The sequence below is a fragment of the Pseudoalteromonas sp. KAN5 genome (genome assembly GCF_022846535.1).
Taxonomy (GTDB): Bacteria; Pseudomonadota; Gammaproteobacteria; order Enterobacterales; family Alteromonadaceae; genus Pseudoalteromonas; species Pseudoalteromonas haloplanktis.
Genome location: NZ_AP025589.1, coordinates 3,073,077 through 3,094,935, shown reverse-complemented (window position 1 = coordinate 3,094,935; position 21,859 = coordinate 3,073,077). Strand labels below are relative to the sequence as shown.

Below are 21,859 nucleotides of genomic sequence, written 5' to 3'. Positions count from 1 at the left end.
ACATGGTTGACATAATATGTCGGTCGTGCGAATCTTAACTCAGACATAATATGTCAAATGACAAAAGGCAGAGACATGGAATTAAATGAACTTTCAATAAAACTAGCATCTTTTGAAACCGAAGGCGCTAACTTTGAGTCTTTCTTGATTGCCAACCCAGGTGAGCAAGATGTGTTGCAAGTCATAGTTGATGGCAATGATGAGCTTCCAATTTTTGTTACGCAAACACAAGAGCAACTATTATGTATTAGTTACTTATTTGCGGACGAGGAAGTTAAATCTGAATTACGTGGTGAGTTAAACGAAACATTATTACGTTTAAATGTACCAATCCCACTGAGTGCATTTGCAAAGATTGATGATAAATATGCAATCTTTGGTGCTTTGTCGGTTAATTCATCGTTTGATGATATTACCCATGAGCTAGTTACATTAGCCGATAATGCCATTGATGCATTAGAAGCGGTAACCATTTATTTAAACGATTAATAGCTAGCTATTTTACGTGGAGTTAAGATTATGAGTATTTTAAAGAAACTATTTACAGCAGTACGTGGCGGCGCTCGTGAAGCAGGCGAAGCAATTGTTGATGCTAATGGTATCCGTATTTTTGAACAAGAAATTGCTGATGCACAAAATGCCTTACAACGTGCTAAAAAAAGCTTAACGGAAGTGATGGCAAAAGAGATGCAAACGAAGCGTAAAATTAGCGCATTAGATGCCTCAATAGCTGAGCACGAAGCTTATGCTGGTCAAGCGCTTGAAAAAGGTAATGAAGCATTAGCGCTAGAGATTGCTGAGAAAATCGGTGATTTTGAAAATGAAAAAGCAGAGCATGATCAAGTGTTAGCGGGCTTTAGTAATCACATTGTGACACTTAAGCAGCAAGTAAAAGATGCAGAAAAGTCGATTAAAGAAAATCAGCGTCAGCTTACCATGGTTAAAACCACTGAAAGCGTACAACAAGCCACTATGGCGGTAAACAGTACGCTTAATACAAATAGCTCGTCGATGACTAATGCACGTCAGTCACTTGAGCGTATTAAGCAACGTCAACAAGATCGTCAAGATCAACTAGGTGCTGCAAAGCAACTTGAAGCGGACACTAACGGCGATGATCTTAAAGCAAAAATGGCTGAAGCCGGAATTGGCGATACCAGCCCGAAAAGTGCAGATATCCTAGCGCGTATTAAAGCTAAGCAAAACGGCTAACGCGGTATTATTGATTATTAAAAAGGTAACCGAGCACTGTTTGGTTACCTTTTTTGCTTATGAGGCAGACTATGTTTAACTTCTTTAAATCTAAAAAAGCCCCTGAACGCCAGCTCAACCACCCAAGTGAGCTTAAAATAGGCGACATGTTCACAGTGATTGATTCGTTTGCTTACCCGAGTTGGCTAAAAGGGCAAACTTTGCGTGTTACAGATGTACAAACTTATCAATATCAGCATAGTGCTGATTATGAGCTGGTGCTTGAAAGTGATGCAGGTAAAGTTGTATTTTTGCAAATTGAACGTAGTGATGGTGAAGAATGGGCTAATTTTTCAATTAAGATTCAACGTGATGAAGTGGATGAAATTTTCACGCTGGGTGAATTTGCGCGTATTTTTGATGAAGAAGACCTAACTTTCATTGAGGTAAAAAATACCCCAGAGCGTTATATGCAGTTTTTAGGTAGCAGCTATCAACAAACTGAAACGCCGTTTGTGTGTTACTTTCATAATAAAGATTATCGCAACCAAGCGCTTCCTCAGTATGAACAGCAAGGTGGCGAACCTTGTGAGATGATTTGTCTCGAATCAAGTGATGAAAGCCATGGCCTCAATATTGAAATTTGGGATGGCGGTGAAACTGAAGTGTCACTTACTCTAACTCGGCCAATCACTGATATAGTTGACCTGTTTCCAGGAGATGCGCAGTGAGCAATACAAAAGATAAATGGTTACGCCAAGAGCAAGCTGTAAGAGCGACGCAAATGGCTTTTGATCTTAGCAGTGAAGTGCAAAAGTCGATAAAAAAGCAAGCCATTGATCAAGAACTCACGCCCTCGGATATGATCCGTAAAATTTTAGCGCTTGAAGTGAAATCAAAGAAGACGCGTCAGCGCCTTTCATTTAATCTAAATGATGAGGAAATCGCCCTACTTGCTGAGCGGTTTGGCGTAGACACTGATGATAAACGGGCAGTAAAGCAACAAGTTGCAGAGCTATTGATTGCTCATACCAATAAGCGCTAATACAGTCTGTTTTGCCTTCTTTAAATTAAGCCCTTACACTAAGGGCTTAATTCCTTATAAAAAATGAGTTGCTGTGAATATAGTTTTAATCGCGTACTTAATTATTTTCGCCTTGTTTGGCACTGCCGCGAGTTATTTTGTGCGATTTATTTATGCTTACTGGGTGAAAAAACAAATGCCAATGCAGCATATTTTTAAAGCGGGTATTTGTATTATTGGCGTGTTGATTATATCTGTACTAATCCCATTGTTGGTTTAGCACAGATATCATAGCACTATTTTAGCTCAAACGACTGACACGTTTTATCTATACACAGCGCTTGTACGGGTAACACGGGTAAACAATCAGTTAAACCATTAGTTTTATTATTGTCAGCTTCTAGCAAGTTGGTTTGTTGCGCTAACTGTTCGGCTTTTTCTTGCTCAGTGTTGAGCGTAGAATACACCACATAACGACTTGGGCCACCACATGCACGTTGGCCAACTTCAAGCACTTTACATTGAAAGCTCGCTGTACAGCTTGTGTCTTGTACTAATTCATTTAAATTATTATTTACTTGAGCCAAACTGGCGCTTCCTGCCGGGGCTGAATCTGTAGTGCTCATACAGCCACTGACAATTACCAAGCAGGCTGTTGAAACTAAACATTTAAAATATGATAAACAACTCATATGGTTATCCCTTAATAAACACTTGCCGCAGAGCTGTCTAGTTTAACACATTTATTTTCAACACATTGCGCCCCTGGTGCCATTAGGTGCTGACAAATACTGACCATCGAGTTCTCAGCGTTAAATTGGCTTTCTAGGGTGGTAATTTTTTTGCTTAGTTGCTCTATTGCTTGCTCGTCTGCCGTTTTACTCGAGTAAACAAGGTAACTACTAGGGCCGCCGCAAGCACGGCTACCAACAGGTACGACTTTACATTGTGCGCTGCTATCACATTGTAAGTCCGCGGTTAGCGCTGTTAACTGTTGATGGACTTTTTTAATATTTTCTCTTGTTGGTTGTTCTTGCATTTGCGGGTCTAACTTAGTTGCTTGATTGCCTTTCACTAGTGCTGCAGGGGCAGGACTAAGTTGGTTGCTATTAGAGGTGGCTGCATCTGAACAAGCAGATAAGCAAAGTGGGAGTAGTACAGCGATAATAGATAAGCGCATGAGAAACCTTCACAGTGATGAACAAGTAACCACTATCATACACTTTGCACATAACACAGCAATAAAAACTATGACATTCAAAGGTTAAACCCGCCAAATGACGGGCTTAGTATTGTTTATAATCCGCCTTGGGTTAACTTTGCTGGGTTGAGCAAGGCTTCTAGCTCGCTCCGTGAAAGATCAGTTTCTTGTTCTGCTACATCAATAATCGGTTGTCCACTTTGATAAGCTTGTTTGGCTATTTTGGCTGCTTTTTCATAGCCAATAACCGGGTTAAGAGCAGTCACTAAAATGGGGTTTTTAGCGAGTGCTTTATCGATGTTACTTTGATTTACCTTGAAGGAGCGTAGCGCTTTATCAGCTAATGCTTGGCTACTATTGGCAAGCAACTCGATACTTTGCAAGATATTATAGGCGATCACGGGTAGCATGACGTTGAGTTCAAAGTTACCAGATTGGCCTGCTACGGTAATAGTAGCGTCATTACCGATAACTTGGGCACTCACCATCGCCGCCGCTTCAGGGATCACAGGGTTAACCTTGCCTGGCATAATTGAAGAGCCCGGTTGCAGTGCTTCAAGCTCAATTTCACCTAACCCAGCAAGCGGGCCTGAATTCATCCAGCGTAGATCGTTTGCCATCTTCATTTGTGCAACTGCGAGTACTTTTAACTGCCCTGAAAGGGCTACGATCGCGTCTTGTGAGCCAATGTTGTAGAAAAAGTTTTTACTCGGTACAAAGCGTACCCCTACATTTGCACTAAGGTTTTTACAAAATTGCTCTGCAAATAGTGGATCGGCATTGACGCCGGTACCTACCGCAGTGCCACCTTGTGCTAATGCTGAAACTCCTTCGAGGCTATAGCGAATACCAGCCATGGCCGTATCAACTTGGTGTTGCCAAGTGTTTAGGGTCTGCGCGAAAGTGACAGGCATAGCATCCATTAAGTGAGTACGGCCCGTTTTTACTATGTCACCCACTTCTGATTTTTTGCGCTCTAATGTTTGAGATAGCTGATCCAACGCCGGAAATAACTCATACACCACGTTAATTACACTACTTACTGCAATGGCTGTGGGGATCACGTCGTTAGAGCTTTGCCCCATATTTACGTCATCATTTGGATGAATAGTTTCATCGCCATAGCTACTCGCTAATGTTGCGATCACTTCATTGGCATTCATATTAGTGCTGGTACCTGATCCCGTTTGAAATACATCAATAGGAAAATGCGCTAAATGCTGGCCATCGATAATTTCTTGGCAAGCACGCTCAATTAATTTTGCCTTGTTTTGACTTAAGTGACCAAGCTCATAGTTACTTTGCGCAGCGGCTTGTTTTATGTAGGCAAGGGCGGTAATAAACTGCTTTGGCATCACTAAGCCGCTGATACGAAAATTATTTACCGCACGTTGAGTTTGGGCTTGATAAAGTGCATCAGCTGGGACTTGTAATTCTCCCATGCTATCTGATTCGGTTCTAAATTCGCTCATAAAAGCTCCTAAAAAGGGTTGAATTCGTGGCTGAGAATACGCGCTTCTCGCTCCAAGATAAGGTATTTTCTGGTACTGTTATGGGTTTTATAAAAGCGCTTTAAGGCCATCAGAGGTTTATAAAGTTGCTCTAAACATTGTTTACGAATGGCACAATGAATTAAAGAATCGCACATTTTGTTGAGAATTTCATGGAAAGTGCGTCTTAAATAAAGTTCTTGTAGCAGCGCGCACTGCTGTTTCTCGTAATAGCGAGCCGCCTTTAATCCTGCTTCAATATAGTCTGCCACTAAGGCTGGGGCATGTAGACCAGGGCGCAGGCAAGCGCACTTCATTTGCTGTTGATAGAAAAGCATAGCTTGATGGTCGTGCATAAGAAAACCGATTAACTGTAACGATAATTGTTATCATTACAGTTAATCGGTTTTGGTGCAAGTCACAAATTGAAAATTTTGACGAGAGAGTAAGTGTTTAATTGTAACCAAGAATAAATATTTGATCGGTTTCATGTTTTCTCAAGGCTTGTGTGTGTTGATTTGATTGCGAAAGTAAGTCGATGATAGTGCCACGTTCGTCGCAGGTCGTTTTATCTGTGTCTGACTTTTCACTTGCAGCCAAAGCAGCATCAAGTGCGGTATAGGGTGAAATATACATAATGTTCTCCATTTGGTTGATTCACACTAGTAAAAGCATAACTCGTACCAATGATTATTAAAATTTTTAACTCTATGAATTAAAGTGAGTTATTTGGTTTTTAATAAATTAGGACAAGACATCGTTTTATATTTTTGCTTTACTGTTGTGCATTAATTACCAAACATGGTGCACAAATTTGCATGGATAAACCTTTCTCTCAGGCCTGTGAAAATAATAAATCTCCTATTCTTAGCGAGCTAAAAGGCTACTTTGCTGATATTGATAACGTGTTAGAAATTGGCTCAGGCACGGGTCAGCATAGCGTGCACTTTGCTGCACATTTACCGCACTTACAATGGTACACAAGTGATCGGTTGATCAATCACTATGGCATCAAGCAATGGCTTGCTGAGGCACAGTTAGCTAATTTACATGAGCCGATAGAGCTTGATTTAAATGAGCCATGGCCGGTTAAAAAGGTCAACGCGATTTACACTGCCAACACGTTACATATAGTTAGCAAAGCACTCGTTGAGCGATTTTTTAATGGGGTTGAACAGCATTTAGCAGCACAAGGCATGTTATGTATTTATGGGCCGTTTAAATATCAGGGGCACTTTACCAGTGAAAGTAATCAGCGTTTTGATGAGTTTTTAAAACAACAAGATAATTTAAGTGGTATTCGTGACTTTGAGTGGATCCAACAATTAGCTATGTCAGCAGGGTTAATGTTAGTAAATGACATTGCTATGCCTGCGAATAATCAACTATTGATGTTTAAGCGGTATCGTTCTTAAGTGGCACTTTTAAAGGGTAATAACTCAGTGCATTGCTGGTGGTAAATACGTAAATGTTGCTGCTCGCGCTTTAAGTAATCGGCAATCGCAGGACTAAAATCTGCATCGAGAACGTGGTGCACTGAGTGAGTAAATACAGGAGCAAATCCGCGCGCTATTTTATGCTCGCCTTGTGCGCCGGAGTGAAAGCAATTTAATTGCTGCTGAATACAATACTCAATCCCTTGGTAATAGCACAGCTCAAAGTGTAGGCAGTCTACTTCCTCTAAAGCTCCCCAATAGCGCCCATATAAAGTGTCAGTGCTTTTAAAGCTCAGTGTTGCAGCGATCACTTCATCGCCACGTATTGCATGCATAATCACTAATTTATCTGCCATAAGCGTGTGTAACAGCACAAAAAAATCATGACTTAAATACCCCATATGACCAGAACGCTTTAGGTAAGTGCGCTGATAGAACTCACAAAACTGACTCATAACAGCAAGTGTAATTTGTTCACCTTGCAGCCACTTAATAGTGATGTTTTGCTGGGCTATTTTACTGCGCTCTTTTTTTAATACTTTGCGTTTTCGTGCAGTCATTTTGGCTAAAAAGTCATCAAAGTTAGCATATCCATGATTCTGCCATTGAAATTGCACGCCTATGCGATGCATCCCATGATGGGCTGTCAGTTGTGAGGCTTGCTGTTGCGTACAAAAATTAATATGCCAACCCGACCACCCTTGTTGCTGGCAGTGAGTTGTTAATAACTCCGTAATATACAGATATACTTGCTCTGGTTGTGTGCAGGCAACAGCAATGCGTGGTCCTTCAATGGGGCTAAAAGGAGAGCCACAAAGCCATTTAGGATAATACTCTAAGCCATGTTGTTGGTAAGCCTCGGCCCACGCCCAATCGAATACATACTCACCGTAAGAGTGACTTTTTAGATAACCAGGCGCAAGTGCGACCAGAGTGTTATTTTCATACACCGCTAAATGATGTGGTTGCCAACCAGTTTCAGCAGATACACACTGGCTCTGCTCTAAAGCAAATAAAAAGGCATGTTCGGTAAATGGGTTTGTTGCAAAAAATGATTTCCAAACACTCGCATCTATTTCATTAATACTGGTGAACCAACGATGGCTAAATGCGGTCATTATTGTTTGCCTTGCAAGTTTTCAACCTGCTCTATGAATCGTTTGATATACCCTGCTTGCTCATCAAAGTAGGGGTTATAAGTGAGCCGTTGAAAGGTTGGAAACCTTGCAATATTTTCTGCCGTACGTTCGCCAATATTTGGCTCATTCGTGGTTTTACAGCTTGAGTACAGGGCGTCGTCATCAAGGTAACTGCCACAATTACGGTAATGAGCTTGCGCACCATAATGCGGGTTGTTAGGTGAGTTAACCACGGCAATATGAGAAATACCATGAATATGCTTACAACTTGCATTTTGGCATTGTGGATTTATGACTGTGTAATCTGTGGGGAAATCACTGTTCATGATTTTTTTGTCGCCATAATAAATCAATGTATCTAACCGGTTGGCGGGGCGTACTGTTACATCATGTAATGTGCTTAATAATTGCAATGAGGCACGTGTATCAATAGTGGTATCTACACCACTCATTACGGAAAAAATAGGTAGATTGGGTAATGGTCGCTGAGTTAATTTATGCAGCGCAATATTGCTCATTGCATCATCAGCAGCTGCCGCAGCATTAAAAGGAAAAGACTCATACTTAGCAAAATCAATGTCGGCGTCTTTATCTATCCAATTAACAAAAGGGATACGGTCAATCCATTTGGCAAGCCAGCCATTTTTATTGTGTGGCTCGGTGGCAGGCGAAAACAACATCAGCGCAGTTATTCTTGTATTGATTGGGTTAAGCGTTAAAGAATTAAGTAAAAGAGCGGCACCTGTTGAATAACCGCCTAATATAACCTGCTCGAAATCCTGGCTGGTACGAGTAATCGCATAGTCTACCGCTTGTTGCCATTGCTTGGCTGTAACGCTGCTCAACGCGTCTGCGGCTGTCCCATGACCGGGTAATAATAAAGTTCGTACGTTGTAACCTTGTTCAAAGTAAACTTTTGCTAAGTCATGAAAAGTAAACGGTGAGTCTGTCAGGCCGTGAATTAACAATACCGCTTTTTTAGTATTGTTTTGGCGCAACTCAAAAGGTGCGATAAGGTCGACAATGTTTGGTGTACTTGGTCGTTGCTGTTGCTTAACTAACAGCTGATAGGTTTCGGTTTGAATAGGGCAAGGCATCGAAGCACGAGGGTTAGCATGCAAAATAGACTGATATGCGAAGTTTAGGTAGTCACTGTATGCCGGTGTTGTTTGATAGGCAAACTCAGTGGTCGGCTTATTTTTCTCGAACCGCAAAAGCCCTTGTTGTTTGCTTTTCATTATATAGTTTAAATCAGTTAACTGGGTCACGCAGTTGGTTTGGCTGATAGCAAAGCTAGACGTCATTAGTAAAACAAGAGTGAGTAATATTCCATTAAGATTCATAAACATCTACATAATTGATTAGGCACTCGGTTAGCTTATCGAGTTCGAGTGGTTTTGCAAGATGTTGATTAAAGCCAATTGCTAAAGCGTGAGCTTTATCTTCAGGCATAACATCAGCGGTTAACGCAATAATAGGTAATTGCTCGGCGTTTTTAATTTTCCGTATCAGGGCCGTTGCTTGATAACCATCCATGACTGGCATTTGGCAGTCCATTAAAACTAAATCAAAGTCATGCATTTTGATTTGTGCTACAGCAAGCTCCCCATTTTCTACCACTGTTGGGGTGATCCCCAAAGAGCCAAGCATTGCTTTTATGACGAGTTGATTAACACTATTGTCTTCTGCAACCAATATTTTTAATCGGCTTAGGTCAACATGTTGGGGCGATTTTTGAGGCGCCGTTGGTTGTGCCGCGCAGCTATTTAATTCGACACAAAGAGTAAACGTAGAGCCTTTACCAACTTCACTTTGAATACTAATGTCTCCTGACATAAGTAAACTGAGTTCCTTTGCGATTGTTAACCCCAACCCTGTTCCCCCAAACTTACGGGATGTTGAATTATCAGCCTGAGTAAAGGCATCAAATAATTTACTTTGCTCAGTTGCTGCAATTCCGATACCTGTGTCTGAAATTGCAAGGGCAACTTGCAGACGTTGTTCGGATAGCTTCTTGCTAGATGCACTGAGCTTTACTTCACCTTCTGAGGTGAATTTAATGGCGTTACTGCATAAGTTTAATAAAATTTGCTCGATCCGCATAACATCACCTTCAAACCAAGTATCGATTGGTAAGTTATTATCAATCTTCCAACCAATACCTTTTTGCTGTGCACTTTGTTCAAACATGCTGTTGATCCGATCAAGTAAATTATTTAAATCAAATGGAGCGACTTCTAAAGTGAGCTTTTGTGATTCAATTTTAGAGATGTCGAGTATGTCATTAATCAGGCTTAATAATGATTTTGAGGACAAATTAATTTTATGAAGATAACCACTTAAGGTTTCGACGCTGTCTTCATTTTTCGCGAGTGTGGAAAACCCTATTACGGCATTCAGTGGGGTACGAATCTCATGGCTCATATTTGCCAAAAAGCGGCTCTTCGCTTGGTTCGCTAAATCGGATTGCTTTTTAGCTTTGACTAATGATCGGGTTCGCTCAGCGACTAAACGTGAGAGGGCACTATGTTGATAATTAAACAATAACAGGATCAGCAAAATTAGTGAGCTGACAATGACCTGCAAAATAAGTAAAAAGAGGGTCATGTTATTGTTTTGATGGGGTAAGAATTCATCTTTGATGGTTAAATCGACGAACCAAGTTTGCCCGGCAAAATTAATCTCAATGGTTGTTAATTTGTTCGTGTTTGTTGGCACATTTTGAGCGTTATTATAAAAAGGAGGGCTACTTGGCGATTCATAAATAGAGATATTAAACATTTCATTCTGGGCGATAGAAAGTGATTGCGCGATCATATTCTCCACTAAAAACACCCCAGTAGCGTAACCCTTGATAGACGCGACCTCATTATTTTGTTGGTACACTGGAGCAAATAATAAATAAGCGGGCTCAGGCTGTTTTGTTTGCACAAGTTGAATTATTTTGGTGCTAACAGGGTGATTCTTAATTCGCGGGTCGAGTAAAGTTTCACGACGATCTTCGCGGGAAAATAAATTAAAGCCAATAACTGATTCATTGCCTGCAAGCGGAGCTATATAGGTAACGACTACAAGAGGATCGTCATCTGCTAATGGCGCCCCCGTAACACGAGGAGTTAAGCTAAAGGGCTCATACAGTTCGCTTAAGCGGGTATTAAAAGCAACGACTTGATCGGGTGAGATTTTTCGATTCCAAGAAAATGCTTTGATAAAAGAGTGTTCAGCCAGTAATTTTGCACTGTAACTGTCGAACTCTTGCTTACTGACCGTCGGGGTTGATTGGATTTGGCTTGCGAGGCTCTGCACCGCAATTTGGCTGAGATTTAAATGACGAAGTAAGCTGTTTTCAATGATGGACGTTTCGCGCTTTGCAATTTGTATAGCGTTGGAATAACTTTCTTGATTGTAGAGTTTGGTTGTTAAAGCTACTGAGACAAATAATACAGAACAGACAGCAATCGTCGGTAATGGAGAAACATAGCGCTGTTTAAATGTAGGTTGTAATAATGCTAATAAAAATGGCGTGGCAATGAGTACGCCAAGGGCGTCTCCGAGCCACCAATAAATAACATTTTGCCAATGGTTAGCGGCACTATACGCAGGGTTAAATTCACTTAATGCAAACACCCCAATATTGGCTGATATAAGACTAACGGCAATACCAACAACTGCAATGAAATAAATAATTGATTGGCGTTTCTTTAAATGCAGAGGATTTCCTAACCAATATCTCAGTAAAGCAGCACCAACGAGGGCTTGCAAAATCACTCCTAAGCCAATTAATGCCACTTCGTTTAAAGTACTGCCAATCAACACTTGGTCATTGATGGCGTTATCGTTGATGCTCAAATTAAATGCAACAGAGGCAATAAACAACGCAGGAATGAAGCGCCACCACCAAATAAAGCAGCCAACCAACGCAATTCCTGCTGGTATCCAAATAGGGATAACTTGTGATTGAAAAGCAAAGTTTGTCAGTAATTTACCAGCTGTAAAATACGCGACAGCAAAAAGTATGTAAAAAACAAACGAGTTCAATGTTGAGCGAAAGATCTTCACATGCTTCCTTGTTGAAAATTATTTTTATAGAAGATTTTTCAGTATAGCGAATCAGCATTAAATAGTGTTATTTTTTAAAGCGGTAGCTGCTTTTTACTAAATGTCTGCTTTAAAACTACCGTAGACTCAATATTCGCGATGCAATTAATACTCCCCAGTTTATGTTTTACAAAGCTTTCATAGCTTTCTAAATCGGTTGCAATTATTTTTAATAAATAGTCATAGCTGCCAGATATTACAGAGCATTCAAGTACATGATTAAGCTTTTCAACTTGTTCTTCAAATATATTAGCTGCGCTGACCGAATTTTGACTTAAGCGCACAAATGCATAAACCAATACATTTAAGCCAAGTGAGCGGGGGTTTATAGCGGTATGGTAGCCGCAGATCACTTTGCTTGCCTCAAGTTTTTTGATACGCCGTAAACATGGGGTGTCAGAAAGGCTGACTGCTGTTGCAAGCTCTGAAACAGCAGTGCGCGCATTATTTTGTAACAAGGTTAGTAGCTGTTGATCTTTTTTATCTAGATTCATAAATGATGGCAATAAGTCGTGTTTAATTTTTATTATAGAGTGAATTTCACTAATTTTATGCTTTTTTATTAGTGGTTTTGCTGATTTGTACTCCATGTTATCTGTTAACATAAATGCAATAAATATTTGATGGGGAGTTATGCAGATGAGCAATAATACTCAGGCATTTGACGAGTGGCTCAGAACCCGCTTTGTAGAGATCAACAGTCAGTTAGAGGTTATTTATTGGCAGCAAGAAGATAAAGCCAATGTAGAGTTTGTTGGGGAGCAATTTAAACACCAGCTAGAAAGCGAAGGTAACGCGCATATCCGTAAGTTACTGGCCGAGGGCAATACCGATGAAGGGTTTGATCGCGCCTTTGATTTGCTAGGAAATGTGGGGTTATTTATGGCTGCGTGTAGGCGCCATGAGATCACTGAACCATCACGAGAAACAACGTCACCGCTGGTGGAAGCCTCAGCACTGGCCATGCATATTGGTGCGTCAATCGGGGTAACGCCACGTTTTGCGACAGCGCACTTAACCACTCATAACAAAGCGGTAAATGGCTTATATAAGCGCTTTACTGATCTGAGCGATGAAAAGCTATTTATTGATTACAACACCAAAGGCATTTTAGCCTATAAGCGCGCCGCAGATGCTTTACTTAAAATTCAGCCGTTAGGAATTTCACACCCATTGTGCGGTGAGTTGCTAAAAGTGGCTAAGCAGGCACTTGTAGATGTTATTGAGTCAAATACGGCACTATATAATCAGCTCGATACCGAACGGTTCTTCTTTTGTGTTCGTCCTTACTATAAACCATATCGGGTCGGTAAAGAGATTTATCGCGGCGCGAATGCGGGCGATTTTGCCGGTATTAACGTGATTGATATGTTATTAGGGCTGTGTTTTGCTAATGAGCCAAGTTATTCACAAATGTTGGTGGATAAATTTTTATATATGATGCCTGAGGATCAGCAAATACTACGTGAATCAATGCGCATGCCTAGTTTAATGGATGATTTTTTAGCATCAGGTGAAGCGCGCCACACAGAGTGGTTTAAAACCAACGCTAAGTTATTTATTCAAGTGTGTAAACTTCATGGTGATACGGCAATTGGTCATCATAATCAATTGGTGAGTAAATTTATTGCCCAACCGGCGCAACAAATGCAACAGCAACATATGAATAAAGTGACCGCCAGCGGCCCGCCATTGCATGTGTTATTAGATTCACTTGAGCAATTAAGAGATCGTCGAGCAGCAGCAAAGCGTGATGATATCAAAACCCGGTATCATGATTTAACACAGCTTAAACAATGGGTGGGTAATTAAGATGTATAAAGATGATTTTAACCTCGCATCTGGCTGCTACTTGTTAAATCACTCTGTTGGTCGGGCATTAAAAAGTAGTCAAGATGACTTTAACCAACACTTTTTTGCTCCGTGGCAAACGAGTAATAAAGAGCCTTGGCAGCAGTGGTTACCAGCTATAAACCGTTTTACTGCGGCGCTTAGCTTGCTATTTAATTCTCCAAGTGAGCAGTTTTGCCCACAAGTGAACCTCTCCAGTGCATTAACTAAGCTTGTGATGTCTCACCCTCGGTTGCAACAAGCGGACTGTAAAGTGCTAATGGCGCAAAGTGACTTCCCTAGCATGGGGTTTGCGATGCAAAAAGCTTTAGCCAGTAGTGCTAAAATTGAGTTTATTCCTGAGCACCTAGATTTAACCGACAGCGCAGTATGGCAACAGTATATAAAACCAGATATTGATTTAGTGTTTATTAGTCATGTTTATTCAAATACAGGGCAGCAAGCGCCTGTGGCAGAAATTAGCAAATACTGTAAGCAAATCGGGTGCTTAAGTATTGTTGATGTGGCGCAATCGGCGGGTATATTGCCGTTAGATTTAAGCCAAATTGACGTTGATTTTATGATTGGCTCCAGTGTTAAATGGCTCTGTTCTGGTCCTGGTGCAGCTTATTTATGGGTGAGTAAAGCGCAGCTAGCTATGTGTGAACCACAAGATGTTGGTTGGTTTTCTCATCAAAACCCGTTCGAGTTTGATATTAATCATTTCGTTTATCATGAGAGCGCGCTGCGCTTTTGGGGCGGAACGCCTTCAATAGCACCATTTGTCATTGCAGGGCACAGTATTCATTACTTTGCTCGGTTAGGTATTAATAAGGTACGGACTCATAATTTAGCGCTGCTTGCGCAATTAACCACCGCATTGGCTCCTTATGTAGTATCGCCAGTTGAACCAGCTAGGTGCAGTGGCACGGCAATCATTAATTTTGCCGAGCAACAAACTGCGGTTTTAGCTGCATTGGCTGAGGCGAATATTAGTGTTGATGTGCGGGCATACGGGATGCGAGTATCACCGCATATTTACAACGACAGTAGCGATATTGAGCAACTAATAAAAGTGGTTAAACAGGTAATAAAATAATTACTGGTTTAGTTGTATTTTCAAGGTGTTTAACGCCTCAAGCTGCTGTTGATATTGCTCTATTTGCGGTTTGATGCGTTGTTCCACTTGGGCGGTGCGCTGTGCAATGGCATCTGCAATTGAGCTTGCCCCCATTCTATTTGCAGTATCCTGAGTCATATAGTTTATTTTAGTTTTTTGTGCTGCCAAAGTCTCTTGCAATTGTTTTATTTCACGCTGGATAAGTGCGATGTTTCGGTCAATTTTTTGCGTGGCAAGATAACTATCTATGTCTTCGTCAATGGTCTTGCCCTGCTTTGCACCAGTACTTTGCGCTACATTAGTGGCTGGAATAGTAATTTCTTTAGCGTCTTCACCACAGGGGAGTTGGCTAAACGTGACGACGCCATCAATAGTACATTGATAAACAGCAGAAAAGGCTGGAATGGTGATAAATGCAATGCTTAGGATGATAGCTCGAACCATATTTGACGTCACAGATTAGCTGTTTATTGAGAATAATAATGCCTGAAGTTGGTAAAGGTAACAATTCTATAATAGGGTTTTGGTGGATTACTTCGCAGACCGCAGTTATTTCGATGCTTAACATCTGCTAAACTACCCTCTTCTCATTACTGTACTGGCTATTATGAAACATTCAATCACTCCCGTAATTTTGGCCGGCGGCATAGGGTCGCGGTTATGGCCATTGTCACGCCAAGCTATGCCAAAGCAGTTTTTATCTTTACTTGGAGATGAATCGTTATTACAGAGCACCCTAAAACGCTGTGACAACGAATGCTTTACTGATGCTATTTTGGTTTGTAATGAGCAGCATCGTTTTATTGTCAGTAGCCAATGCCAGCAAATAAATGTCCAACCGAATGCATTGTTACTCGAGCCAGAAGGGAAAAATACCGCCCCTGCGATAGCCCTTGCGGCACATTATGTGCTGCAGCAAGAGCTGGATACTCCTTTGTTGGTGATGCCTGCCGATCATCATATTGATAATTTTGAATTGTTAGTCGCGCAGCTGCCAGATGCAGTAAAATTAGCGCAGCAGGGCAAGTTAATTACTTTTGCAATCGAGCCTGATATTGCTCATTGTGGTTACGGTTATATCAAAAGAGGAGCTAAAATAGCAGCCTCAAACTGTTATGAAGTTGATGAGTTTAAAGAAAAGCCCAGCTTACAGCAGGCCCAGCAATATCTAGCCGGTGGTGGATACAGCTGGAATAGCGGTATGTTTTTATTCACGCCCCGTGCATATCTTGCAGAGCTTGAACGTTTTGCCCCAAAAATAGCCGGTTGCATTGCACAAGCCGCCAATTTTAGTGTTGATTTAGGTTTTACCCGTGCAGATAACGACATCTTAAAAAGTTGCCCAAGTGATTCTGTCGATTATGCAATTTTAGAACGCAGTGCAAATGTGGTAGTGCTGCCGTTAGCGCTCAACTGGAATGATGTGGGTGGTTTTAACGCGTTGTGGCAAAGCACTGATAAAGACACGCAAGGCAATAATCAAAGTGCAGATACTGTGTTGTTAAATAGTGAGAATAACTTACTTAACAGTGAAAGCGGTCATACTATTGCAGCGTTAGGGGTTAAAGATTTAGCCGTTATTCACACTCATGATGCTACATTGGTGGCAGATAAAAACCAATTAGATCAATTGCCTGAATTATTAAAACTATTAGCTTTTAAGCATAGTGATAAGCTACTTCATCATCAAGCTATGTATCGACCTTGGGGCAGTTACCGAGTGTTAGTTGAAGGCGTTGGCTTTAAAGTTAAAAAGATTATTGTTAATAGCAATGGCAAGCTTTCGACTCAACGTCATCAACATCGTGCGGAGCATTGGGTGGTGGTATCAGGCATTGCTGATGTTACCATTGATGGTAAAGCAAGCACTTTAACTGCCGATCAATCTTGTTATATTGCTGCAGGCCATGTGCACAGTTTAGCGAATACCCAAAGTGAGCCTTTGATCGTAATAGAAGTACAAACTGGCGCAATACTTGATGAAAGCGACATAGAACGCTTTGATGATCAGTATGGAAGATAGCGGCAAGTTAACAAGGCTAAAGTGACAAGGTTAAAGTGAGATATACAATTCACTTAATATGGCAGAAATGATTTTTAGGTTTAGCTCAAATCTGGCTGTCCATATGTGCCATGAGCTGACCTTCAACCGTAACTCGTTTCTGCCCCAAAGCGAGTTAGGGTAAATTCTCTAATGATTGCTTTGAGCAATCAAGAGACGGTCCAAGTCGTTTAATGTTAAATGCTCTATTAAAGTATTCGGCTTCGTTGTCCCCCATTGAGGCAGGGTGACGCTAATTATGAATAGATACAAGATGCAATTTAGGTACGTTTATACGGTGCGTAATGAATATTGACGTACCAAGATATAATCAGCGATATAATTTAGAAATGGTGAGTGTGTTTTCTTTTTTCTGAATATCTTTAGCACCAATAAAAAATTATAGTTGGCAATGCATTACGTTATTTGTTAAAAATAGATTTATTAATACATAAGCGTGGCATCGGCAAATATATGCGCGACGAGCGCACTGTAAAATGTTAGGCGAAAGGAGAATCTATGAGGGCATATGCGTTAGCTGTAATATTTATATCTGCTTGTCATGTGTATTTTTCCGCTTCACAAAATGAATCACCACTTAGTTTCTTATTTTTATTTTTCGTTTTAAGTCCTTTTTTACCTTATGTCTGGAAAGACTTGTCAAATATAAAATTTGATAAAAATGGCTTATCACTAGAGAAGTTGAAGGGAGAAGTTGATAAAACGATAAAACAGGCTACTCACAGAAAAGCCATAGAACCAAAAGCACTAGATGGTTTGTTTAAAACAGTAGATTTAAATGAATGGATGACTTTAGTTCTGGCTCGAATGCTCATGAGGCAAGGTTTAGTTTGCTTGGTTCCAGAGCATGGATTTGGTCCTTCTCCTAGCTTGTCAGAGCTAATTCCTCTTTGTCAAGAGAAGGGGTTAATTTCCGAAGAAGAGCAATTAGACTTAGAAAAATTAAGAAACGTAACCTTCTACGCGGAATGGTGGGACGGTGACGCCCCAACTCATGGCGAGTGGCAATGGGCACTAGATAATTGTAAGAGTATTGTTCGCAATTTATTTAACAGGCAACCAATCACCTAACAAACACCTCAACAAAGGATGCAAAACGCTTGGCTTGCGCCCCTTCGTCGTTAATTATAGCCAAGCATTTTGGCCTGTTAGGCGGGCGTTTAGTTTTCTAGAAAGGATGCGAATTAAATGATAATTGATGACATTATTGCAGGTATTGACGAAGGAGGGCCAAAAAGTTACTACTCCTTTGAAACTCTCGTCCAGCATTTATTAAAGCATCATATTGAGAGTCAAGAAAAGAAACTTCTGATTGCTACTGACTCGATGAAGTACGGAGATGCGTTTGCACCTGATGGATTTGATCAGTTTGTTGGCCCAACATTAATAGAAATAAAATTTAATCTAGCTAGGCTGCCTGTAAGGCATTTTATAGAGAGGTCGATATATAGGCTTCTGAACGAATATACCGAGAATAATTTCGAAAACGTTCTTATCATCTCAGCTAAGCCGATATCGGAAAAATTTTTATTTCGTGTAGAAGATGAATTAAGCCGAAATAACCTGCCTTTTAAAGTAACTTTTTGGGGACCTGCAGAGCTAAATAAGATTGCCTCTAAGAACAGGAAGGTAGTTAACAAAATAGCAAATAACCTTTTTGCCCTGAGGTTATCTTCAGCTATATTCAAGCCTATTAGAGACTGGAAGAATGAGAGAGAAGAAATAGTTGAGAACCTTAAAAGCTGTTATAAAAAAGGTCAATTCTCATTACTTCTAGGTGCAGGTGTTTCAAGTAGTGCCGGTATGCCCGATTGGAATACATTGCTGAATTCATTGTTTGTTACTTATCTTACACAAGAGTTTGATGATGTTGCAATGGGAGATAAAGATATTGGTGATCTTGTCAGCAGACTGAATAGCATTGATGAGCCTTCAGCATTAATGGCGGCCAGGTATCTCCGAAAAGGGCTGTCGAAATGGGATGGTGAAGCAAAAGAATTTATAGAAGCAGTAACAAAGAATCTCTACAAGCTCAGAAACAATAAGTTTCCAATAGATTCTGAATTGATAAAGTCAATTGCATCCATGTGTTTACCGAGACGTACAGGTGCGAAGGTGAAATCAGTTGTTACTTACAATTTCGATGACCTTCTCGAAAGGCAGTTAAGTAACAATGCAATATTACATAGGTGCATTTATACAGATAATGAAAGTTATGACCCCGATGAGCTTCCTGTCTATCATGTTCATGGTTTCTTGCCGGAAGATCGGAAAACTTATGATGGATTGGATAACTCAACCTTAGTTTTTTCGGAAGAGGGTTATCATCAAATTTATTCAGATTCATATCATTGGTCAAATCTAGTTCAACTCAATTCTTTTAGGGAAAGCAATTGCCTTATGGTTGGCTTATCAATGACCGATCCGAATTTGAGGCGGCTGCTCGATATATCTTCGAAAAATACTGAAAGAAGTAAGCATTTTGCGTTTATGAAAAGACTTTCTTCCAGTGAGTTTTGTTATGAGACTCAAAATGGGAGAAAATCAAAAGTCATACAAAATACAGGTGCTGCTGATAAATTTTTATACGGTCATCATTCTCTTAACGAGGAACTTATGAAGGAACTGGGGGTTACAATTATATGGTATGAATCGTATGACGATATCCCAGAAATAATTCGAGAGGTAACTAAACAAGAAAACTAATAAGGCATACCAGTGGACGATACCGCTGAATGCGCGGTATACATAAATTTATCAGAATTCCAAATGACACAAACAAAACACTAACTCGGAAATGTCCAAAAATGAGTTTGATTGACCATCTGCTTTTCGCTCATAACCGTCTTTCCGATAAGGCGTAACCAACTCGTCAAAGCTGCAAGACTCTATATGAGCTGCTAAAACTAAAGAGCATGGAATCTTTTAAACTTTAACCTTGCTTCTTTTTCCTTGAAACTTCACTCTTGCTAACTCGCTAACTCGCTAACTCACTTCTGACATACTTTAAATACTGCTCAAGGCTACTTTGCCACAGCACTAAGGCTTCAGTAAGTGATTCTTTAAGTGGTTTATTATCGAGTAAGCGCCGCTCGATTTTTTTTAGTTCGTTGCCATAGCGGTTAAAGCCAAGCTGTAATGCAGTGCTGGCTTGACGATGCAGTAGCTTTATACATTGTTCTTTATCTTCCTCCAGCAGTTGTTGTGCACGAATCAATTTATTGCGTGCAGATAATACAAACTCGTTATAAATAGACGAAACCTCGTCTTCACTAAAAGAGCTTTTTAGTGTGTCTGCTGCGGTACCGTCGTACAAAACATCACTAAGCTCTACCGCAATACTGGGTGCTTGGCTGCTTTGTGAATCACTTAATGCTTGGCGCAACTTTTGTTGCTTGATGGGTTTGCCAACAATGTCTTTAATGCCAAGTGCAAAGTATTCCTTTATCTCGTCAGGACTTAAGCTAGCTGTAAAGGCCAATACTGGCGTGCGTTGGTTTTTATGCTCCATTCCTTTAAGGGTTTTAAGTACTTCTTGGCCGGTGAGATCGGGCAGGTTCATGTCCAATAAGACCACATCAAAGTGGTAGGTTTGCATCAGCTCGATAGCGCTTTTACCATCACGAGCGAGTTTGATTTTATGCTCATCATCAGCCATAAACTCAATGGCTATTTTTTGATTTAAATCTAAATCTTCAACCAGTAATACATCTAGACCAGTTAAATAGTCTTTTGATTGGTGGCGCTGTTCTACTAAGCTTAATTCACCCAGCGCTAACACGATGTCAAAGCTAAACGAACTGCCTTTATCGAGCTCACTGATAATATCGAGTTGCGAGCCTAGTTTAGCCAATAGGCGGCTAGTGATCGCGAGGCCAAGGCCTGTTCCGCCTTTTTCTTTGCCTGCACTGCTTTGCACGTAAGGTTCTGTAAGATATTCTATTTCGTCATCTTCAATACCAGGCCCTGAGTCAATTACACTAATGCGAATATGATGCTCTAGTTGGCGCTCTTCAAGTAGTTCAACACGAATTTTAACCTCACCTTTATCAGTGAACTTAATCGCATTACCAACGAGGTTTATAATTATTTGCCGAAGTTTTTGCTGATCACAGTAATAACAAGCCTGTTCTGGTAGGTTGTAAATTAATTCAAATTTTAAACGCTTTTGTTCTGCAAGAGGACTCAACAATAAACACAGGTTGTGTAGCCAAGTTCTAAACTCAACATCTTCTTCATAGAGTGCTTCGTTATGCTGATCAAGGCTTGCGTAATCAAGTACTTTATCTACCAGTAAATTAAGTGATTCAGCTGAGTTTATGATGGCTTCACAGTAAGGTTTGTCTCGTGGGTCAGTTGATTGGTTTAAGATCAATTGCGCACTGCCTAAAATCCCATTGAGTGGAGTGCGGATCTCATGACTAATGGTTGATAAAAACAAGCCCCTTATTTCCAGATCCTTTTGCGCTTTATTAGTTAACTGGTTGAGATTCTGTTCTCGACGTTCGTTACATAATAGTGCCATTCCGGTGGTGTAAAACATGGGAGCGATCACGCCATTGACCAGTAAAGTAACGCTAAACCAGTTCTCTTTTAATAGTGTAAAGTTGTTTACATCTTCCATTAAAAAAGCACGCCCGACAAAAATACTGCTAATAATAGTAAGGATTAAAATGTAGACAATACTGCCATTGGGGTAGGGTTTACGGGCGAAGCGAATAAACAAATACAGCAAAAATAGTGCTTCGCTGATATGTTGTAAATCAGAAGCAAGTACACGATTGCGTAAGCTTGAATCGACGACCGTAAAATACATCAACAATGCACCACATAGTAATGTCGCAATTATAAAAAATCGAAATTCTTTACCGCGATACCCTAAAAATTGGCTAATTGCTAATGCATGAATAATGGATGCGCTAAACCATAAACTGTTTGCCAAGATAATAGTGATGAGATTATCGACATATCCATGCAAAGCAAAGCTCATTAATGCCGTAAACAACACTAATGGATAGAATATGTAGAGCATAGTGCCGGGAGTGTGTTTGTTCGCGCGCCAAGTTAAAAAATTAAGCAGTGCCATTACAGCCATCATGGCAGCACTAGCAAAATACAATGTGAGGGAGTCGAGCATGCATATTCCAAGCTGTTTCGGTAACGGGATTAGAATAATGGCAATTGCCAGTGTTAGCAAATAAGCTGGCGGATAGAAATGAAAAACAGGTAACAAAGTACCTGTTTTTATAATTAAATGAAAGTTGCTAG

The 21,859-nt window shown here is 40.5% G+C and carries 22 protein-coding genes; 11 read left to right on the top strand and 11 right to left on the bottom strand.

The features are described from left to right. Positions 1–75: 75 nt before the first annotated feature. The 5 genes from KAN5_RS13855 to KAN5_RS13835 all read left to right on the top strand — a co-directional run bounded on the left by KAN5_RS13855 (position 76) and on the right by KAN5_RS13835 (position 2,495). Positions 76–489, top strand: a complete 414-nt coding sequence (locus KAN5_RS13855; RefSeq protein WP_016710541.1) for a DUF2170 family protein — start codon at positions 76–78, stop codon at positions 487–489. A 30-nt stretch (positions 490–519) separates the two neighbouring features. Next, the gene (locus KAN5_RS13850; protein WP_016710540.1) at positions 520–1,212 is read left to right on the top strand and encodes a PspA/IM30 family protein; all 693 of its coding nucleotides are present in this window, start codon (positions 520–522) and stop codon (positions 1,210–1,212) included. Positions 1,213–1,283: 71 nt separating this feature from the next. Then, positions 1,284–1,922 carry a hypothetical protein gene (locus KAN5_RS13845; protein WP_244389935.1) on the top strand — a complete coding sequence of 213 codons (639 nt, stop codon included), beginning with the start codon at positions 1,284–1,286 and terminating at the stop codon, positions 1,920–1,922. Next, positions 1,919–2,236, top strand: coding sequence for a hypothetical protein (locus KAN5_RS13840; protein WP_016710538.1), 318 nt, complete (start codon positions 1,919–1,921; stop codon positions 2,234–2,236). The genes KAN5_RS13845 and KAN5_RS13840 overlap by 4 nt, the downstream gene beginning before the upstream one ends. A gap of 73 nt (positions 2,237–2,309) precedes the next feature. Then, positions 2,310–2,495 (top strand): hypothetical protein, encoded by a 186-nt coding sequence (locus KAN5_RS13835; RefSeq protein ID WP_016710537.1) that lies wholly within the window; start codon positions 2,310–2,312, stop codon positions 2,493–2,495. Positions 2,496–2,511: 16 nt separating this feature from the next. Here the strand turns inward: KAN5_RS13835 and KAN5_RS13830 are convergent, their stop codons facing one another. The 5 genes from KAN5_RS13830 to KAN5_RS13810 all read right to left on the bottom strand — a co-directional run bounded on the left by KAN5_RS13830 (position 2,512) and on the right by KAN5_RS13810 (position 5,542). Continuing rightward, complete coding sequence (locus KAN5_RS13830) at positions 2,512–2,907, bottom strand: hypothetical protein (RefSeq protein WP_016710536.1); 396 nt, start codon at positions 2,905–2,907, stop codon at positions 2,512–2,514. A gap of 11 nt (positions 2,908–2,918) precedes the next feature. Then, positions 2,919–3,395 carry a hypothetical protein gene (locus KAN5_RS13825; RefSeq protein ID WP_016710535.1) on the bottom strand — a complete coding sequence of 159 codons (477 nt, stop codon included), beginning with the start codon at positions 3,393–3,395 and terminating at the stop codon, positions 2,919–2,921. 116 nt (positions 3,396–3,511) lie between these two features. Beyond that, positions 3,512–4,888 (bottom strand): class II fumarate hydratase, encoded by a 1,377-nt coding sequence (locus KAN5_RS13820; protein ID WP_016710534.1) that lies wholly within the window; start codon positions 4,886–4,888, stop codon positions 3,512–3,514. An 8-nt stretch (positions 4,889–4,896) separates the two neighbouring features. Next, positions 4,897–5,262 carry a hypothetical protein gene (locus KAN5_RS13815; RefSeq protein ID WP_244389934.1) on the bottom strand — a complete coding sequence of 122 codons (366 nt, stop codon included), beginning with the start codon at positions 5,260–5,262 and terminating at the stop codon, positions 4,897–4,899. Between the two features lie 97 nt (positions 5,263–5,359). Next, complete coding sequence (locus KAN5_RS13810; RefSeq protein ID WP_016710532.1) at positions 5,360–5,542, bottom strand: hypothetical protein; 183 nt, start codon at positions 5,540–5,542, stop codon at positions 5,360–5,362. Positions 5,543–5,724: 182 nt separating this feature from the next. Between KAN5_RS13810 and KAN5_RS13805 the strand changes: the two genes are divergently transcribed. Further along, on the top strand, positions 5,725–6,321 hold the full coding sequence (locus tag KAN5_RS13805) for a DUF938 domain-containing protein (RefSeq protein WP_016710531.1): 597 nt from the start codon (positions 5,725–5,727) through the stop codon (positions 6,319–6,321). Here the strand turns inward: KAN5_RS13805 and KAN5_RS13800 are convergent. The 4 genes from KAN5_RS13800 to KAN5_RS13785 all read right to left on the bottom strand — a co-directional run bounded on the left by KAN5_RS13800 (position 6,318) and on the right by KAN5_RS13785 (position 12,073). Next, entirely contained in the window at positions 6,318–7,460 is a 1,143-nt protein-coding gene (locus tag KAN5_RS13800; protein ID WP_244389933.1) for a GNAT family N-acetyltransferase, read from the bottom strand. The genes KAN5_RS13805 and KAN5_RS13800 overlap by 4 nt on opposite strands. Then, entirely contained in the window at positions 7,460–8,824 is a 1,365-nt protein-coding gene (locus KAN5_RS13795; RefSeq protein ID WP_347881501.1) for an alpha/beta fold hydrolase, read from the bottom strand. Before KAN5_RS13795 ends, KAN5_RS13800 begins: the two co-directional genes overlap by 1 nt. Then, entirely contained in the window at positions 8,814–11,540 is a 2,727-nt protein-coding gene (locus KAN5_RS13790; protein WP_244389932.1) for a CHASE domain-containing protein, read from the bottom strand. The genes KAN5_RS13795 and KAN5_RS13790 overlap by 11 nt, the downstream gene beginning before the upstream one ends. Positions 11,541–11,614: 74 nt before the next feature. Beyond that, positions 11,615–12,073, bottom strand: coding sequence for an Lrp/AsnC family transcriptional regulator (locus tag KAN5_RS13785; protein WP_029216290.1), 459 nt, complete (start codon positions 12,071–12,073; stop codon positions 11,615–11,617). A gap of 145 nt (positions 12,074–12,218) precedes the next feature. Here KAN5_RS13785 and KAN5_RS13780 point away from each other — a divergent pair, with 145 nt between their 5' ends. After that, positions 12,219–13,391, top strand: coding sequence for a monodechloroaminopyrrolnitrin synthase PrnB family protein (locus KAN5_RS13780; protein ID WP_029216289.1), 1,173 nt, complete (start codon positions 12,219–12,221; stop codon positions 13,389–13,391). 1 nt (position 13,392) lies between these two features. Then, entirely contained in the window at positions 13,393–14,508 is a 1,116-nt protein-coding gene (locus tag KAN5_RS13775; protein ID WP_016710525.1) for an aminotransferase class V-fold PLP-dependent enzyme, read from the top strand. Here KAN5_RS13775 and KAN5_RS13770 read toward each other — a convergent pair whose 3' ends face one another. Then, positions 14,509–14,985: an RNA-binding protein gene (locus KAN5_RS13770; protein WP_244389931.1), complete on the bottom strand. Its 477-nt coding sequence runs from the start codon at positions 14,983–14,985 to the stop codon at positions 14,509–14,511. Between the two features lie 151 nt (positions 14,986–15,136). Between KAN5_RS13770 and KAN5_RS13765 the strand changes: the two genes are divergently transcribed. The 3 genes from KAN5_RS13765 to KAN5_RS13755 all read left to right on the top strand — a co-directional run bounded on the left by KAN5_RS13765 (position 15,137) and on the right by KAN5_RS13755 (position 19,297). Continuing rightward, positions 15,137–16,552 (top strand): mannose-1-phosphate guanylyltransferase/mannose-6-phosphate isomerase, encoded by a 1,416-nt coding sequence (locus tag KAN5_RS13765; protein WP_138555635.1) that lies wholly within the window; start codon positions 15,137–15,139, stop codon positions 16,550–16,552. Positions 16,553–17,089: 537 nt separating this feature from the next. Next, positions 17,090–17,662: a hypothetical protein gene (locus KAN5_RS13760; RefSeq protein ID WP_138555636.1), complete on the top strand. Its 573-nt coding sequence runs from the start codon at positions 17,090–17,092 to the stop codon at positions 17,660–17,662. Between the two features lie 117 nt (positions 17,663–17,779). Beyond that, on the top strand, positions 17,780–19,297 hold the full coding sequence (locus KAN5_RS13755) for an SIR2 family protein (protein WP_138555637.1): 1,518 nt from the start codon (positions 17,780–17,782) through the stop codon (positions 19,295–19,297). 271 nt (positions 19,298–19,568) lie between these two features. On the opposite strand, the gene KAN5_RS13750 is transcribed toward KAN5_RS13755, so the two are convergent. After that, on the bottom strand, positions 19,569–21,728 hold the full coding sequence (locus tag KAN5_RS13750; RefSeq protein ID WP_016710520.1) for an ATP-binding protein: 2,160 nt from the start codon (positions 21,726–21,728) through the stop codon (positions 19,569–19,571). Positions 21,729–21,859 lie beyond the last annotated feature (131 nt).

Excerpts from the sequence above, each read along its gene's own strand:
- KAN5_RS13855 (WP_016710541.1), top strand. The coding sequence starts at position 76 with ATGGAATTAAATGAACTTTCAATAAAACTAGCATCTTTTGAAACCGAA.
- KAN5_RS13850 (WP_016710540.1), top strand. The coding sequence starts at position 520 with ATGAGTATTTTAAAGAAACTATTTACAGCAGTACGTGGCGGCGCTCGT.
- KAN5_RS13845 (WP_244389935.1), top strand. The coding sequence starts at position 1,284 with ATGTTTAACTTCTTTAAATCTAAAAAAGCCCCTGAACGCCAGCTCAAC.
- KAN5_RS13830 (WP_016710536.1), bottom strand. The coding sequence starts at position 2,907 with ATGAGTTGTTTATCATATTTTAAATGTTTAGTTTCAACAGCCTGCTTG.
- KAN5_RS13825 (WP_016710535.1), bottom strand. The coding sequence starts at position 3,395 with ATGCGCTTATCTATTATCGCTGTACTACTCCCACTTTGCTTATCTGCT.
- KAN5_RS13820 (WP_016710534.1), bottom strand. The coding sequence starts at position 4,888 with ATGAGCGAATTTAGAACCGAATCAGATAGCATGGGAGAATTACAAGTC.
- KAN5_RS13815 (WP_244389934.1), bottom strand. The coding sequence starts at position 5,262 with ATGCACGACCATCAAGCTATGCTTTTCTATCAACAGCAAATGAAGTGC.
- KAN5_RS13810 (WP_016710532.1), bottom strand. The coding sequence starts at position 5,542 with ATGTATATTTCACCCTATACCGCACTTGATGCTGCTTTGGCTGCAAGT.
- KAN5_RS13805 (WP_016710531.1), top strand. The coding sequence starts at position 5,725 with ATGGATAAACCTTTCTCTCAGGCCTGTGAAAATAATAAATCTCCTATT.
- KAN5_RS13800 (WP_244389933.1), bottom strand. The coding sequence starts at position 7,460 with ATGACCGCATTTAGCCATCGTTGGTTCACCAGTATTAATGAAATAGAT.
- KAN5_RS13795 (WP_347881501.1), bottom strand. The coding sequence starts at position 8,824 with ATGAATCTTAATGGAATATTACTCACTCTTGTTTTACTAATGACGTCT.
- KAN5_RS13785 (WP_029216290.1), bottom strand. The coding sequence starts at position 12,073 with ATGAATCTAGATAAAAAAGATCAACAGCTACTAACCTTGTTACAAAAT.
- KAN5_RS13780 (WP_029216289.1), top strand. The coding sequence starts at position 12,219 with ATGAGCAATAATACTCAGGCATTTGACGAGTGGCTCAGAACCCGCTTT.
- KAN5_RS13775 (WP_016710525.1), top strand. The coding sequence starts at position 13,393 with ATGTATAAAGATGATTTTAACCTCGCATCTGGCTGCTACTTGTTAAAT.
- KAN5_RS13765 (WP_138555635.1), top strand. The coding sequence starts at position 15,137 with ATGAAACATTCAATCACTCCCGTAATTTTGGCCGGCGGCATAGGGTCG.
- KAN5_RS13760 (WP_138555636.1), top strand. The coding sequence starts at position 17,090 with ATGAGGGCATATGCGTTAGCTGTAATATTTATATCTGCTTGTCATGTG.
- KAN5_RS13755 (WP_138555637.1), top strand. The coding sequence starts at position 17,780 with ATGATAATTGATGACATTATTGCAGGTATTGACGAAGGAGGGCCAAAA.
- KAN5_RS13750 (WP_016710520.1), bottom strand. The coding sequence starts at position 21,728 with ATGCTCGACTCCCTCACATTGTATTTTGCTAGTGCTGCCATGATGGCT.